This is a genomic window from Aquincola agrisoli (assembly GCF_036621135.1).
In the GTDB taxonomy this organism is placed as follows: Bacteria; Pseudomonadota; Gammaproteobacteria; order Burkholderiales; family Burkholderiaceae_C; genus Aquincola; species Aquincola agrisoli.
The window spans coordinates 569656-585364 of the sequence record NZ_JAZIBG010000036.1 but is presented as its reverse complement, the minus strand read 5'-3'; the positions used below and the strand labels follow the sequence as shown (position 1 = coordinate 585364).

General features: G+C 69.1%; 13 protein-coding genes. 3 read left to right on the top strand and 10 right to left on the bottom strand.

The annotated features are described in order from the left end of the window. Positions 1-10: 10 nt before the first annotated feature. Positions 11-532, bottom strand: coding sequence for an Lrp/AsnC family transcriptional regulator (locus V4F39_RS19250; RefSeq protein WP_332291424.1), 522 nt, complete (start codon positions 530-532; stop codon positions 11-13). A 120-nt stretch (positions 533-652) separates the two neighbouring features. Between V4F39_RS19250 and V4F39_RS19245 the strand changes: the two genes are divergently transcribed. Beyond that, positions 653-4252 carry an indolepyruvate ferredoxin oxidoreductase family protein gene (locus V4F39_RS19245; RefSeq protein WP_332291423.1) on the top strand — a complete coding sequence of 1200 codons (3600 nt, stop codon included), beginning with the start codon at positions 653-655 and terminating at the stop codon, positions 4250-4252. 8 nt (positions 4253-4260) lie between these two features. Here the strand turns inward: V4F39_RS19245 and V4F39_RS19240 are convergent, their stop codons facing one another. From V4F39_RS19240 to V4F39_RS19200, 9 genes are all read right to left on the bottom strand, one after another. Then, positions 4261-5079: an HDOD domain-containing protein gene (locus V4F39_RS19240; protein WP_332291422.1), complete on the bottom strand. Its 819-nt coding sequence runs from the start codon at positions 5077-5079 to the stop codon at positions 4261-4263. Positions 5080-5177: 98 nt separating this feature from the next. Further along, complete coding sequence (locus V4F39_RS19235; RefSeq protein WP_332291421.1) at positions 5178-5792, bottom strand: glutathione S-transferase; 615 nt, start codon at positions 5790-5792, stop codon at positions 5178-5180. Positions 5793-5806: 14 nt separating this feature from the next. Next, on the bottom strand, positions 5807-6634 hold the full coding sequence (gene panC / locus V4F39_RS19230; protein ID WP_332291420.1) for a pantoate--beta-alanine ligase: 828 nt from the start codon (positions 6632-6634) through the stop codon (positions 5807-5809). Between the two features lie 25 nt (positions 6635-6659). Then, complete coding sequence (panB, locus tag V4F39_RS19225) at positions 6660-7469, bottom strand: 3-methyl-2-oxobutanoate hydroxymethyltransferase (protein WP_332291419.1); 810 nt, start codon at positions 7467-7469, stop codon at positions 6660-6662. 86 nt (positions 7470-7555) lie between these two features. Then, positions 7556-8023 carry a response regulator gene (locus V4F39_RS19220; protein WP_332291418.1) on the bottom strand — a complete coding sequence of 156 codons (468 nt, stop codon included), beginning with the start codon at positions 8021-8023 and terminating at the stop codon, positions 7556-7558. 2 nt (positions 8024-8025) lie between these two features. Further along, complete coding sequence (locus V4F39_RS19215) at positions 8026-10008, bottom strand: PAS domain-containing sensor histidine kinase (protein ID WP_332291417.1); 1983 nt, start codon at positions 10006-10008, stop codon at positions 8026-8028. 162 nt (positions 10009-10170) lie between these two features. After that, the gene (locus V4F39_RS19210; RefSeq protein WP_332291416.1) at positions 10171-10920 is read right to left on the bottom strand and encodes an arginyltransferase; all 750 of its coding nucleotides are present in this window, start codon (positions 10918-10920) and stop codon (positions 10171-10173) included. Then, a complete protein-coding gene (aat, locus tag V4F39_RS19205) occupies positions 10917-11675 on the bottom strand; it encodes a leucyl/phenylalanyl-tRNA--protein transferase (RefSeq protein ID WP_332291415.1) in 759 nt (252 codons plus the stop codon). The genes V4F39_RS19210 and aat overlap by 4 nt, the downstream gene beginning before the upstream one ends. Before the next feature lie 96 nt (positions 11676-11771). Next, complete coding sequence (locus V4F39_RS19200; protein ID WP_332291414.1) at positions 11772-12173, bottom strand: Ntn hydrolase family protein; 402 nt, start codon at positions 12171-12173, stop codon at positions 11772-11774. Positions 12174-12597: 424 nt separating this feature from the next. Between V4F39_RS19200 and V4F39_RS19195 the strand changes: the two genes are divergently transcribed. Both V4F39_RS19195 and V4F39_RS19190 read left to right on the top strand, forming a co-directional pair. Beyond that, a complete protein-coding gene (locus tag V4F39_RS19195) occupies positions 12598-13275 on the top strand; it encodes a response regulator (RefSeq protein ID WP_332291413.1) in 678 nt (225 codons plus the stop codon). A 619-nt stretch (positions 13276-13894) separates the two neighbouring features. Then, a complete protein-coding gene (locus tag V4F39_RS19190) occupies positions 13895-15499 on the top strand; it encodes a response regulator (protein WP_332291412.1) in 1605 nt (534 codons plus the stop codon). Positions 15500-15709: the final 210 nt, after the last annotated feature.

Genomic DNA, 15709 nt, shown 5'->3' with positions numbered 1-15709 from the left:
CGCATCCCCCTCACGCCTTGCGCCGCGCCCGCGGCGCCGGCGCTGCCGAGACGGCGCTGCCTTGCACGGGCAGCGCCGTTTCCGATTTCACCTCCCGCAGCACGATCGACGAGCGCACGTGCGTCACGCCCGGCAGCCTGAAGATGGTGTCGTGCAGGAACTGCTCGTAGCGCTTGATGTCGCTGGCCAGCACGGTCAGCACGTAGTCGGCCTGGCCGGTGGTGCTGTGGCACTGCACGATGTTCGGGCTGGCCGCCACGGCTTCTTCGAAGCGTCGCACCAGGTCTTCACTGTGCTTCTCGAGGTTGGCTTCGACCACCACGCGCAGCGCCAGGCCCACCTTCTCGGGGTCGACCCGGGCCGTGTAGCCGCGGATCACGCCGGCGGCTTCCATGTCCTTCACGCGCTTCCAGCAGGGGCTGGGCGACAGGCCCACGGCCTCGGCGAGCTGCTGCACCGTCTGCCGCGAATCGCGCTGCAGCTCGGCCAGGATGCGCAGGCTGTAGGCGTCGAGTGAAATTTCCTCGTTCATCGCTGTAAAGAAGAAGGATTTACTCGAATCATAGCGATGCGGCAGTAAACAAAGCACCGATTACTCGGCGGGCGAACCTATCCTTTGCCCATTCCAAGCCTCACGGTCGAGCTGCACGCCATGACAACTTCAGAGACAACGACCGCTGCGTCGCCCATCGTCCGCCCCGATTACCAGCTCGCCCACAGCCTGTGGGCCACCGGCGGCCAGATCTTCCTCACCGGCACGCAGGCGCTGGTGCGGCTGATGCTGATGCAGCGCGCGCGCGACGAGGCCGCGGGCCTGAACACGCAGGGCTTCGTCAGCGGCTACCGCGGCTCCCCGCTGGGCATGCTCGACCAAGCCATCTGGAAGGCCGGCAAGCGCTTCACCGAGCAGGGCATCCGCTTCCTGCCGGCCATCAACGAGGAACTGGGCGCTACCGCGGTGCTGGGCACGCAGCGGGTGGAGTCGGACGCCGAACGCACCGTCGACGGCGTGTTTGCGATGTGGTACGGCAAGGGCCCGGGCGTGGACCGCGCGGGCGATGCGCTGAAGCACGGCAACGCCTACGGCTCGTCGCCGCACGGCGGCGTGGTGGTGGTGGCGGGTGACGACCATGGCTGCGTGAGCTCATCGATGCCGCACCAGAGCGACCACGCGATGATGGGCTGGAGCATGCCCGTCGTGTCGCCGGCCAACGTGGCCGAGTACCTGGAGTTCGGGCTCTACGGCTACGCGATGTCCCGCTTCTCGGGCGCCTGGGTCGGGATGACGGCGTTGTCGGAAGTGGTGGAAAGCGGCTCCACGGTCGACCTCGACATCATCGAATCGCGCGTGGCCGCCTGGGCCGATGCCGACGCCGTGCGCGCCCGCACCGGCCACCAGGCGCCGGCCGACGGCCTGCACTACCGCTGGCCCGACCTGCCTTCGCTGCGCATCGAGTCGCGCCTGGTCGACAAGCTCGACGCGGTGCGTGCGTTCTCGGCGGTCAATTCGATCGACCGCCACGTCATCGAGTCGGCGCACGCCACGGTGGGCATCGTCACCTGTGGCAAGGCGCATTTCGACCTCATGGAGGTGCTGCGCCGGCTGGAGATCACGCCGGCGATGCTGGCCGAGGCCGGCGTGCGGCTCTACAAGGTGGGCCTGAGCTTCCCGCTCGAGACCTCGCGCATGAAGGCCTTCGCGCAGGGGCTGAAGGAGATCCTCGTCATCGAGGAAAAGGGTGCCGTCGTCGAGACGCAGCTGCGCGACCTGTTCTACAACGAGCCGCAGCGCCCGGCGCTCGTCGGCAAGCTCGACGTGCAGGGCAGGCCGCTGGTGTCGGCGCTGGGCGAGCTTCGGCCTTCGCGGTTGATCCAGCTGGTCGACCAGTGGCTGGTGCGCCACTTCCCCGGCAACCCCCAGATGGACAAGCGCCACCTGGTGCGCGACTTCACGCCGCCCGAGCTGCTGGCCAACGGCGCCGACACCGTCAAGCGCGTGCCGTACTTCTGCGCCGGCTGTCCGCACAACACGTCGACCGTCGTGCCCGAAGGCTCCACCGCGCGCGCAGGCATCGGCTGCCACTTCATGGCCAACTGGATGGACCGCGACACCGCGGGCCTGATCCAGATGGGCGGCGAAGGCGTCGACTGGGTGTCGCATTCGATGTTCACGAAGGTGCCGCACGTCTTCCAGAACCTGGGCGACGGCACGTACTACCACTCGGGCTACCTGGCGATCCGCCAGGCCGTGGCGGCCAAGGCCACCATCACCTACAAGATCCTCTTCAACGACGCCGTGGCGATGACGGGTGGCCAGCCGGTCGACGGCATCATCAGCGTCGACGCGATCGCGCGGCAGGTGGAGTCCGAAGGCGTCAAGCAGGTCATCGTGCTGTCGGACGACATCACCAAGTACGACGCGCACAAGGGCCGCTTCCCGGCCGGCACCGAGTTCCACGACCGCAGCCAGCTCGACGCCGTGCAGCGACGCCTGCGCGAGGTGGAAGGCGTCACCGTGCTGATCTACGAGCAGACCTGCGCCGCCGAGAAGCGCCGCCGCCGCAAAAAGGGCGAGATGGTCGACCCGCAGCGCCGCCTCTTCATCAACGAGCGCGTGTGCGAAGGCTGCGGCGACTGCAGCGTGCAGAGCAACTGCGTGGCCGTGCTGCCGAACGAGACCGAGTTTGGCCGCAAGCGCAAGATCGACCAGTCGAGCTGCAACAAGGACTATTCCTGCGCCAAGGGCTTCTGCCCCAGCTTCGTCGGCGTGCTGGGCGGCAAGCTGCGCAAGAAGACGGGCGCGCTGGTGGGTGCGGGCAGCGAGCGCTTCGCGCAGCAGGTGGCCGCGCTGCCGCGCCCCGCGGCCCATGTCTGGACGGGGCCTTACGACCTGCTGGTCACCGGCGTCGGCGGCACGGGCGTGGTGACGGTGGGCGCGGTGATCGCGATGGCCGCGCACCTGGAGGGCAAGAGCGCCAGCGTGCTCGACTTCATGGGCTTCGCGCAGAAGGGCGGCTCGGTGCTGTCGTTCGTGCGGCTGGCCGACACGCCCGAGCGGCTGAACCAGGTGCGCATCGACACCCAGCAGGCCGATGCCATCCTGGCCTGCGACGTGGTCGTCGGCGCATCGCCGGAAGCGCTGCAGACCGTGCGCCACGGCCGCACCCGCGTGCTGGCCAACACGCACGAGATCCCGGTGGCCGAATCGCTGAAGAACCCCGACGCGAGCCTGAAGGTCGACCTGCTGCTCGACAAGCTCGAGTTCGCGGCCGGCGAGGACCGCGTGGAGACCTTCGACGCGCAGGGCCTGGCCGAGGCCTTCCTCGGCGACACCATCGTCTCCAACATCCTGGCGATGGGCTACGCCTGGCAGCGCGGCCTGGTGCCGGTGAGCCTGGAGGCGCTGCTGCGTGCGATCGAGCTGAACAACGTGGCGGTCGATTCGAATAAGCTGGCGTTCTCGCTGGGCCGCCTGGCCGCGGCCGACCCCAAGGCCTGCGAGGCGCTGCTGTCGCAGCCGCCCGAAGGCGAGCATGCCCCCGCCGGCGAAACGCTGGACGCGCTGGTGGCACGTGGCGTGGCGCACCTCACCGGCTACCAGAACGCGGCCTACGCACGCCGGTTCGCCGATCGCGTCGAACGCCTGCGTGAACGCGAGTCGGCGCTGGGCGGCGATGCCTCGCTGCCCTTCACCCGCGCGGCTGCCACCAGCCTGCTGAAGCTGATGGCCTACAAGGACGAGTACGAGGTGGCGCGCCTCTACACCGACGGTGGCTTCCGCGCGCAGCTGGCGCAGCAGTTCGAAGGCGACGTGAAGCTGGAGTTCTACATGGCGCCGCCGCTGCTGAGCCCGCCGGCCAAGGGCCAGGCGCCGAAGAAGCTGCGCTTCGGCGCGTGGCTGATGCCGGCACTGAAGGTGCTCGCCAAGGGCAAGGCGCTGCGCGGCGGTGTGTTCGACGTCTTCGGCCGCACTGAGGAGCGCCGCATGGAGCGCGAGCTGATCGCGTCGTTCGAGCGGCGCCTCGACGAGCTGCTGCCGGCGCTGGATGCGAAGAACCTGGCGTTGGCGAAGGAGATCGCCACGGTGCCACAGCAGATGCGCGGCTACGGCCACGTGAAGATCGCCAACGTGGCGCTGGCGAAGGTGCGCGAGGCCGAACTGCTGCACCGCTTCGATGCGAAGCGCTATCCGCGGCCGGCGTCTTCCAAGGCGGCCGGGCAGCTGAAGGGGATTGCGGTGGTGGCTGGCTGAAGCAGCGCTCAGTGCACCAGCGCCTCGACGCCGGCGGTCGCCAGCCGGTGGTCGGGCAGGTGCTCCAGGAGCCAGGGGAGGTCGAGCTGCAGGTGCTCGACCAGGGCCGGCTGGGCCGCGCGCAGGCCCTCGTCGACCGGCACGCCGAGGTCGCGGCAGTCGGTGACGACGCTGGCCAGCCGCAGCAGCGCGCCCAGGCGGTTGAAGGGGCGCGTCGCGAGCGGGTCGACCGCCGCGTTCAAGGCCATCACCAGGGTGTCCGGGAAGCGCCACTGGTGCGCCAGCTCGGCGGTGATCTCCGGGTGGCTGCAGCCGACCAGCCGGGTCTCCACGCCGATCACGCTGTCGACGGCGGTGGACTGGTAGTGCACGAGCACGGCGTGCTCGGGGTCGGCCATCAGCATGAGGATCTGCCCGGTGCGCAGCACCAGGCCGCCGAGGTAGGCGATGTCCTCGTCGCAGTCCAGCGCGCGGGCCAGCGGCTGCGTGTAGGCCGCCAGCGCCAGCGTGGAGCGCCAGAAGGCCAGCCGGTCGAAGCCGATGACCGCGGGAAAGGCCCCGCTCATGCAGGCCGACAGCGTCAGGTCGCGCAGCGCGCGCAGGCCCAGCGTGGCGGCGGCGTCCTTCAGCGTCGCGATGCTGTGCGACGGCGAGTAGCGCGGCGAGTTGGCGAGCCGCAGCACCTTGGCGGCCAGCGTCTGGTCGCGGCCGATCAAGCCCGCCACCTCGTGCAGCGACAGGTCGTCGCGCGAGAAGGACCGGATCAGCGTGTGGGCGACTTCAGGCATGGCCGGCAGCGTGCCGGCGCATTGGACGAAGGGGGCCATGGGCGTGGCGGGAACAGTGGGCACGGATCAAGCTCCTGCGGGACGATGCCCGGTAGATCGGGTCGTCGTGACCGGAACTTGAGCGCGCCGTGCGCCCGCTACACCGGCGGCAGTGCGATGAAGTCGGGCAGTGCCTCGGCCTGGGCCGAGTAGGCGGCGAGCGCCGGGTAGCGCGCGGCAGGCACCAGGTCCGCGGCGGTCGCCTGGATGAACTGCCATGCGACCGCCGCCGTGATGCCGCCCTGGTCCATGGTGTCGGTGGTGGCGGCCAGCGGCTGCGCGGCGATCGACGCCTCCAGCGCATCGCAGGCGGCCAGCAGCTGCCCGTGCACACGCTCCAGCCAGGGCGCATGCTGCCGGTCGGCCGGGCGCAGCCGGCGCTCGTAGAGGATCTGCACGGCCTTCTCGCAGGCGGCCAGCCCCAGGCCGACCAGGCGCAGTGCGCGCTGGCGCTCGGGCAGGGCGGCCGGCATGAGGCTGCGGCGCGTGCCGGCCAGGGCCTGCGCGTAGTCGATGATCAAGGTGGAGTCCATCAGCACCTCGCCGTCGTCGCAGACGAGGGTCGGCGCCTTCACCACGGGGTTCACGGCCTGGAACTCGGGGAACTGCCGGAAGACCGAGACCGAGCGGTGTTCAAACGGCAGGCCGAGCAGGCGCAGCGAGATCGCGGTGCGCCGCACGTAGGGCGAATCGAGCATGCCAACGAGCTGCATCTTGGGGGTACTCCTCAGATCTCCAGGTTGTCGATCAGGCGGGTGGTGCCCAGCCTGGCCGCGGCCACGACGACGAGCGGATCGTCGGCAGCCGCCGGGGCAGCCAGGTCCGCGCGGCGGCGCACGGCGACATAGTCGGGCTGCCAGCCGCGTTCGCGCAGCGAATGCATCGCCGCTTCCTCGACCAGGCCGATGCGGCGGCGGTCCAGCCGGACGGCGGCCGCGACCTTGCGCAGCTGCTCCACCAGCGCCACCGCCTCGGCGCGTTCGGCTGCGCTCAGGTAGCCGTTGCGCGAGGACAGGGCCAGGCCGTCCTCCGCCCGCACCGTCTCCCCGCCCACCACCTCGATCGGCATCGCGAACTGCTGCACCATGCCGCGCACGACCATGCACTGCTGGTAGTCCTTCTTGCCGAACAGCGCCGCCGAGGGCTGCACGATCTGGAACAGCTTCATCACCACCGTGCAGACGCCGGTGAAGAAGCCCGGGCGGAAGTGGCCTTCGAGGATGTCGGCGAGCTCGGCCGGCGGCTGCACCTTGAAGCTCTGCGGCGTGGGGTACATCTCGCGCTCGTCGGGGGCGAAGACGATGTCGCAGCCCGCCGCCTGCAGCAGCTCGCTGTCGCGCTGCAGGGTGCGCGGGTAGCGGTCGAAGTCCTCGTGCGGCGCGAACTGCAGCCGGTTGACGAAGATGCTGGCGACGACCGGGCGGCCGAGCCCCCGGGCCTGGCGGACCAGCGCGAGGTGGCCCTCGTGCAGGTTGCCCATCGTCGGCACGAAAGCGGGGCGCGGGCCGCCGGCGAGCGCCTCGCGCAGTTCGTCGATGCGGTGGATGGTGTCCATGTGCTGTGTCTCCTCGGCGCGGCCGTCAGTAGCCGTGCAGCGTGTCGTCGGGGAAGCGCCCGGCCTTCACGTCCCCCACGTAGCGGCGCACGGCCGCCTCGGCCCCCGCACTGTCTTCCATGAAGTTGCGCACGAAGCGCGGCAGCTTGCCGCGCGTGAAGCCGAGCATGTCGTGCAGCACCAGCACCTGCCCGCCGCAGCCCGCGCCGGCGCCGATGCCGATGACAGGGATGGGCAGCTCGGCGGCCAGGTCGCGTCCCAGTGCGCTGGGTACCAGCTCGACGACCAGCATCTGCGCGCCGGCGTCGGCCAGCTCGCGGGCGTGCTGGCGCATCAACGAGGCCGCAGCGTCGTCGCGGCCCTGGACGCGCCAGCCGCCCAGCGCATGCACCGACTGCGGCGTGAGCCCCAGGTGGGCGCAGACCGGGATGCCGCGCTCGGACAGGAAGCGCACCAGCGGCGCCGTCCATCCGCCGCCCTCGAGCTTGACCATGTGGGCGCCGGCCTGCATCAATCTGACGGCGCTGGCCAGCGCCTGCTCGTGCGAGGCGTGGTAGCTGCCGTAGGGCAGGTCGCCGACGACCCAGGCGCTGCGGTTGCCGCGCGCCACGCAGGCGACGTGGTAGGCCATGTCGTCCAGGCTCACCGGGACCGTGCTCGCCTGGCCCTGCAGCACCATGCCGAGCGAGTCGCCCACCAGCAGCACGTCCACGCCGGCGGCATCCAGCAGTTGCGCGAAGGTGGCGTCGTAGCAGGTGAGCATGGCGATCTTCTCGCCGGCGGCATGCATCTCGCGCAGGCGGTGCAGGGTGATCGGCTTGCGGTCGGGCGTCATGGGGGTGCAGGTCCGGAAAAACCATGAGTTTGCACCGACTCGGAAAGCCGGCCGCTTGCAGGTGCACCGGCGGCGCGCCGCGGCGCTCAGGTCTGGGTGACGAACCCGGTGCCCTCGGGCGGCTGGTTCAGGCCCAGCCAGTAGCGGCCCACATAGCGCAGCGCACGCACGAAGCGCTCGAACTCCACCGGCTTGACGATGTAGCTGTTGGCGCCGAGCCGGTAGCTGCGCAGCACGTCGTTGCGTTCCTGCGAGGAGCTGAGCATGACGACGGGCACGATGCTCGTCGCGGGGTTAGAGCGCAGCCGCGCCAGCACGTCGAAGCCGCTGAGCTTGGGCAGCTTGACATCGAGCACCACGAGCCGGGGCGGCTCCGCGTCGCGCCGCAGCGTGTACGCCCCAAGCCCGAGCATGAAGTCCACGGCCTCCTGGCCGTCGTGGGCCACATGCACACCGCCGACCAGGGGCGCCTGCCGCAGCCCGCGCATCGTCAGTTCGAGATCGAGCGGGTCGTCCTCGACGATCAGCAGGTCGATGCTGGCGGAAGGGCTCATGGTCAGGCCGCGGGCAAATGGAACTGGAAGGTCGCGCCGTCGCCGGGTGCCGATTCGGCGCGGATGCTGCCGCCGTGGCGCTCCAGGATCTGCTGCACGATGGCCAGCCCCACGCCGTTGCCCTCGAACTCGGCGGTGCGGTGCAGCCGCTCGAACACGCCGAAGAGCTTGTCGGCGTGGCGCATGTCGAAGCCCACGCCGTTGTCGCGCACCCGGTAGCGCACGCTGCCGTCGGCCGCGGCCTCGCCGCTGACCTCGATCACCGCCGGGTCGCGCTGGCGGCTGTACTTGAAGGCGTTCGACAGCAGGTTCACCCACACCTGCCGAAGCAGGGACACGTCGCCGTGGCACGGGGGCAGGCTGCCGATGCGAAGGTCGATCCGGCGCCCTTCGCGCAGTGGCGCCAGCGTGGCGACGGCCTCCGTGACCAGCGCCTGCGTGTTCACCGCCCGGCGGCTGAGCCGCACGCGGCCCGTGCGCGAGAACGCGAGCAGGTCGGTGATCAGCCGTCCCATCTTCTGGGCGCTGTCCCGGATGATGCCCAGGTAGCGGCGGCCGGACTCCGGCAGCTGCGGGCCGTATTCGTCCAGCACGATCTTCGAGAAGCCGTCGAGCGCCCGCAGCGGTGCGCGCAGGTCGTGCGACACGGTGTAGCTGAAGGCCTCCAGCTGCTTCAGCGCGGCCTCCAGTTCGGCGGTGCGCTCGCGCACGCGCTGCTCCATCTCGGTGTTCATCCGCGCGATCTCGGCGGCATGCCGATGTCGCTCGGTGACGTCGGTCACCCGCAGCACCGCGGCGATGGGGCGGCCCTGCGGATCGCTGACACGCGCGCCCCGGCAGTCCATCACCTTCTCCCAGCCCGCGGCCACATGGACCAGGCGCAGCACCAGGCGCTCGATCGATTCGCCGCGCTCGATCCGGGAGAGCGGCTGCCGGCCCGCGGGCAGCTCGGTGCCGTCGAGTCCGAACAGCCTGAAGCCGTCGAACAGCCGGTCCCGCGCGACATCCGCCTCCCCTGTGACGCCGAACAGCGCGCGGGCCGCGGGGTTGAGGGCCACCGTGCCCCCCTCCAGCGGGCTGATGAGCAGGCCCTCGGTCAGGTTGTCGAGCACTGCCGCCAGGCAGGCGCGGCTGGTGCCCAGGGCGGCCAGCGTGCTCTTCAGGTCGTGCACGTCGCTGGCGGTGCCGAACCAGCGTTTGATCGCGCCCGACGCGTCCCGCACCGGCCAGGCCCGGCTCTGGAACCAGCGGTACGTGCCGTCGTGGCGCCGCAGGCGATGCTCGCTCTCGCAGGGGCTCTGGCGCCGCAACGCGGTGTCGATCGACGCCTCGAGGGCGGCCCGGTCGTCGGGATGCACATGGCACAGCCAGCCGCGGCCGAGCTGCTGCGCGGCGGGCTCGCCGGTGTAGGCCACCCACTGCGGGCTGAGGTAGTCGCATTCGCCGTCGGGCCGGCAGGTCCACACCAGCTGGGGCAGGCCCTCGGCGAGTTCACGCAGTTCCTGCTGAACCTGGGCCGCCGCGGCTTTGGCCCGCTTGCGCGAGGTGATGTCCTCGGCCACGCCGGTCAGGCGGCGGGGGCGCCCGGTCACCGGGCTGAGCATCGCGCGGCCGCGGTCGCGGATCCAGCGCTGCTCGCCGCCCGGCCGCTCGACGATGTACTCGACGGCGTAGCCCGCGCTCGACGGGTCCTCGCGCCAGCGCCGGAAGGCCGCCTCGACACGGTCGCGGTGGGCAGGGATCACGCTGTGCAGCCACAGCCGCGGGTCGGCATAGAGGCTGCGGGCCGGCCGGCCCCAGATCCGCTCGAACGCCGGGTTGACGTAGCTGACGTGCAGCTGCGGTTCGAGTTCGCAGACCCAGAAGACGAGGTCGATCTCCTCGGCGATCTGCCGGAAGCGTGCCTCGCTGTCGCGCAAGGCGGCGCCGGTGCCGCCGTCGGTCGATGCCGCAACGCCGGAATGAGCCGGTACTCCTTGCTCCATGTCCTGTCCCCTCGCGCACCGCCGTGGACCGTCCGAAAAGGGCGGCTGAACGGTTGGAATTGCTTACATCAGGAAGCAATCCTGCATGTGCGGGATCCGTGCGGAAAGCACTTGCACGCACATCTGCGCAATCGGTCACGACCTGCGTGCCAGATGTCGCCCTCAGGACGCGGTGGTTGCGGGGGACTCCACCCAGCTGCCGTCCTGCAGCAGTTCGTGCGGCTGGAACTGGGCCTTGTAGGCCATCTTGCCGCTCTCGCCGATCCAGTAGCCGAGGTAGACGTGCGGAAGCTTGAGGAGCTTCGTCTGCTCGATCTGCCACAGGACGTTGTAGGTGCCGTAGCTGGTGTGCGGCTCCGGCTCGTAGAACGTGTAAACCGCGGACAGGCCGTCGTTGAGCACGTCGAGGATCGACACCATCTTCAGCGTGCCCAGGCCGTCGCTGCTGGGCTCGCGGAACTCGACGAGGCGCGAGTTGACGCGGCTCTGGAGCAGGAACTGCGTGTACTGGTCGACGCTGTCGTGGTCCATCCCGCCCCCCGCGTGCCGGCCGGACTGGTAGCGCAGGTAGAGCTGGTAGTGCTCGGGCACGAAGCACAGCCGCAGCACCCGTGCCTTCAGCGTGGCATGCGCCTTCCAGGCGCGGCGTTGGCTGCGGGTGGGCTGGAAGCGGTTCGCGAGGATGCGCAGCGGCACACAGGCGCGGCAGCCGTCGCAGTAGGGGCGGTACGTGAACATGCCGCTGCGGCGAAAGCCGTTGGCCACGAGCCCGGAATAGGCGTCGGCATGGATCAGGTGGCTGGGCGTGGCGACCTGGGAGCGCGCCATGCGTCCGGCGAGGTAGCTGCAGGGATAGGGCGCCGTTGCGTAGAACTGCAGTGACGCGAGCGGAAGGTCTTTCGGGTAGGTCACGCGCTTGGCTCTCCGCGCAGTCCGAGCTGGGCCCAGTGCGCTGGATCATAGGACCAAAGCCGGGGGCCGGGCGCCGGCACGGCGTGCGCCAGGTGCGCTTCGAAGTCCGTGCGCGCCATCTCTCGGGCGCCGAGGGAGGCCAGGTGCTGCGTGTTCTGCTGGCAATCGATGAGCGGCATGCCGTGCGCGCGGCAGAAGCACACCAGCGCTGCCAGGGCGATCTTCGAGGCGTCGGTGCGCAGCGAGAACATCGACTCGCCGAAGAACATGCGGCCGATCGACACCCCGTACAGCCCGCCCGCCAGCTCGCCATCGATCCAGGTTTCCACGCTGTGCGTGCGGCCGGCGCGATGCCATGCCACGTAGGCGTCGACGATCTCCGGGACGATCCACGTGCCCGACTGACCCTGCCGCGGCGTGCCGGAGCACGCCGCGATGACGCGCTCGAAGGCGCTGTCGATGCGGACCTCGCAGCCCGGCGTCCGCAGGAATTTCACGAGGGTCTTGCGCAGCGACCGCGACAGCTTGAAGTCGGCAACGCGCAGCACCATGCGCGGATCCGTGCTCCACCACAGCACGGGCTGGCCGTCCGAGAACCAGGGGAACACGCCCCTGCGGTAGGCCTCCTCCAGGCGCTCGAGGGTCAGCCGCCCGCCGGCAGCCAGCAGGCCGGGGGCCTCGGAGCCGGCGGGGAGGGCGTGGCGCGTGTCGGGAAGGGGGGTGGCGTCATCGTCCAGCCAGGTGAGTGTCGGCATGAGCTCGGGCTTGCATCGGATGGGAAAGGCTCGAAGACCCGATGATGCGCCGCCGAACCCTGCGTCTGCCTGCCGACGCCAGCATGCCGACCTGCTTCAGAGCAATTCCTCGACGGTGAGGCGGCCGTATTCCTTGGCCAGCACGGCATCGTGTTCCTGCGCCACGGCCACCACGTGGCTGCGCGTTCGGTCGTCGGGCACGCGCACGATGGCCATGCCGTGGCCCTCGAGCGCCAGCATGTAGATCTGCCGCATCGACTGGATCTCCGATCCGAAGCCGGACGCGCCGCTCGTGTCGGGCAGCAGCGCCTTGAAGCGTTCGGCGACTTCTTCAGACGTCATCGAGACGATGTCGGCTTCGGCCAAGCCACGTGCACGCAGCGCTTCGGTCAGCGCGGGAGCGCGGTCGTCGGCGTAAACCAGCACGACGTGCCCGGTGGGCTTGAAGGCACCGAACGAGAGGGGAAGTTGGTCTTTGTTGATGTGGCGGTCGGTCATGGCGATCTCCTGGTGTCTGCGTCGGGCCTGCTGCAATCCCTCCGGTGCTGACGCAGCGGGCAGGTGTCATGCCCACGCACTTGCAGTCACTTACGGTCAAGTGCGTGCGCTTCGCGCCGATATCACCTTGTGCGGCTCGGTAACTTGGTGTGCAGCTTTTACGCAGTCGGTACGAATGTGCAGTTGTCGCCGGAGCCGGTCTCGCACGCCGATTGCTGCAGGCTCTGGGCCGCTGGCCGGTCTTTCGCGCTCTTGTACCGCCCACAGTGGCTCGAACATGACAAAAACTGCAGATATGCGTGCGGGGGTCGCGGGGGCTGGGCCATCAGGGTTGTCCCTTGATCGGATCTGCTACATAAACACGTCTTAATTCGGTGCTTAAAAATAGCCGCAACCGCTTTGCGGATGAAATAATCAACGCCATATGAACGCGAAAACCACGCCCCCCGCCGAAGAAGTCACCACGTCGGCGTTCTACACGACCATTGAAACGGCGCGCCTGCTTGGCTTGGCGGTGCGCTCGGTGCAGCTGATGGTCGATCGTGGTGAGTTGGAAGCCTGGAAGACGCCCGGTGGGCATCGACGCATTTCGAAGGTGTCGGTCGAGAGGTGGATCGCGGTCAACCGCATGCATGTCTCGTCGGGGGCCGGCGGGAGCTTCGCAGGCAAGGCCGAGAGCGCTGCGCCGCGCGTGCTGCTGGTCGAGGATTCATCGCACTTCCAGAACCTGGTCTCGCTGCTCGTGCGTGAACAGTATCCCGAGGTCGAGTTGCATGTAGCGGACGACGGGATCGCCGGGTTGGCGATGTACGGGCAGCTCCAACCCCAGGTCTTGATCGTCGACATCCTGCTGCCGGGTATCGACGGCGCGACCTTGATCGCGAGCCTGCGCTCGCACCCGCAGTTTGCCAACAGCGAGTTGATCGTCATGACGTCGCTCGACGAGCAGCAGCGGGCGCCTTATGCCTTCGCGCTCGCCGGCGTGCCGGTGGCGCACAAACTTCAACTGGTGGCCCAGCTCGAGCCGCTGCTGCGCAAAGCGCTGGCAAAGCATTTGCCGCGTTTGTCCGCCGAGGCCAGTGCCCCCGAAGCTGCGGCTTAGTGTCACAGACGCTTTCTTTGGAAGAAAGTCAAGCCGGCCTTTATTGATGCATTTGGCGAGTTTAAATGCGATAAATTCTCCATATGAGACGTATATTTTATTATATTTTTCATATTGTATATTTTGAATTTCCAGCTCGCGTTCGTTAAGGCATCTGGCTTGTCGTAAGGGTGGTGGTGTTGCTGGATGGCCGTCTCAAGACGCCCAGACGGCCGCCGCTCATCCGGCACGTCGACCGCTTCTGTCTCCGCAACCGTGCTGCCCCACGGACGCCTGTGAGGTTGAGGGCTACCGGTCGGCACTCAACCCAGGCCTCATTCTGATATTCAGAGCCTCATTTGATAAATGTGAGGTGGTGAATATTGGAATTTATGCGTTCAACGCGCGCTGATTTTTTGTTGTTGTACGATCCGCGCTATCGTATTGACACGGCGCAGGCGTCGGCGCATCACCGAAAGGTTTTTCGGCCGCCGACCCTTCGCCGGCCCCAGCTGGCGGTTCCCGGCACGGCGGTTGTGGTGCCGGCAGTTGGAGAGAGATTCTCGACATGCGGTCGACGAGGGGTTGGGCGCGCGCCGCGTCAGCGCTTGACCCCCCAGACCTGAGCAGGAAACCCGGTATGGAGCACGCCACCTTCCGCTTGGCCGAGTTGATCGACGACCTCGCAGGGAGGCTTTCCGCGCAGGCCGACGACAGGTCCGTGGAGCTGCTGCTGACCATGCCTGTTTCGCTGCCAGACCGCCTCACCGGCGATGCCGATTGGCTGCTGCGGGCGCTGGCTGACATCGCGCAGCGGGTCATCGACGGCGCGCAGTCCGGCGAAGTCGTGATCCGGGTCGAAGAGTGCGGGCGAAAGGACGGCGTGCTGTCCCTGCAGTTCGTGGTGCTGCATCCCGGGTCGGACGCCGATCCTGTCGTCCTTCCTGCCTCTTTCCATTTCGAGGCGTCCGAGGACGGCGCAGCCCTTGCGGTGGGGGGCGTGCCTCTGCGCGGTCGGCGCGCGCTGATCGTTGACGACAACGCGCTGGTGGCGCGGACCCTCGGCGACATGGCGCGCGACCTTGGCCTGCAGGTGGAAATCGCCGCGGACGGCTGGGATGCACTGCGTGCCGCCACGTTGGCCCGGCAGGCCGGCCGGCCCTTCGACTTGATCTTCGTGGACTGGCGGATGCCCGGCATGGACGGCGTCAGCTGCGCTCGCCAGTTGCGGGGCCACGCAGGTGCGACGGCCCCCATCCTCGTGATGGCGACCGGCTTCGGCGGCGAGGAGGCGGTGGCCCAGGCCAAGCTCCAGCGGGTGGATATACAGGATGTTCTCGTCAAGCCGGTGACACCCGACCGCCTCGTACGAGCGAGCCTGGCGGCGCTGCGGGCGCGGCCGGCCGCATCACCGACCGCGTCACCGGCCGCGACGGCCACGCGAGCCGGCCGCCGCTTCGACGGGCTGCATCTTCTGCTCGTCGAAGACAACCCGATCAGCCAGGAGTTGGCGCTCGACCTGCTGCAACGCGCCGGCGCCAAGGTCAGCCTGGCCGCTCATGGCCGCGAGGCCCTGGATGCCCTGTCGACCGTCCTCTTCGACGGCGTGCTGATGGACCTGCAGATGCCGGTGATGGATGGGTTGGAGGCCACCCGACTGATCCGCGCCAACCCGCGCTGGCACGGCCTGCCGATCATCGCGATGACGGCTGCCGGCCTGGCGAGCGATCGCGACCGTGTGCTGGCGGCGGGCATGAACGATCACGTTCCGAAGCCCATCGATGCCGAGAAGCTGTTTGCTGCGCTGGCCCGCTGCGTGCGGCCCGACCGGAACGGCGGCAGCACGCCGCTGCCGGTGTTCGCCCCTGCCGCGCCGCCTGCGGGCACCGACCCGATGCAGCACCTGCCTGGTATCGATGTGGCGATCGGACGTGCCAGCACGATGGGCAATGAGCGGCTGTATCGGCGGCTGCTGCTGAAGTTCCGCGATGCCCAGCACGACATCCCCGAGCGGCTCGAGGCCGCGTGGAGCGCTGGCGACAAACCTGCGGCACGGCGGCTCGCCCATGATCTTGCCGGGGTGTCGGGCACCCTGGGTGCGCAGCGTGTGCACCTGGCGGCGCGTGCGATCGAGGTGATCTGCGCAGGCGAGGGCGATGCCGAGGCGCTGCCCGGCCTGCTCGAGGATGCACGGCAGGCGCTCGCGCCGGTGATGGCCGGTCTGCGTGGCCTGCCAGAGGAATAGACCCGCCGCGCCGCGCCGGTGCAAAGCCGGACTAACCCCGCTTTTGTGCGCGAACAACAACTCGCAACGAGGCTGTCTGCACCAGGATAGGCGGGCCTGTGTCTGCGGTGCTACAGTCCGCGCCTTGGTGACAAGCAGGTCCTTCCCGTCCCCTTTGCTGGCAGCAGCTCAGGCGGGTCGCAATCCGCCAACCGGTCAAGCCGTGTCGCG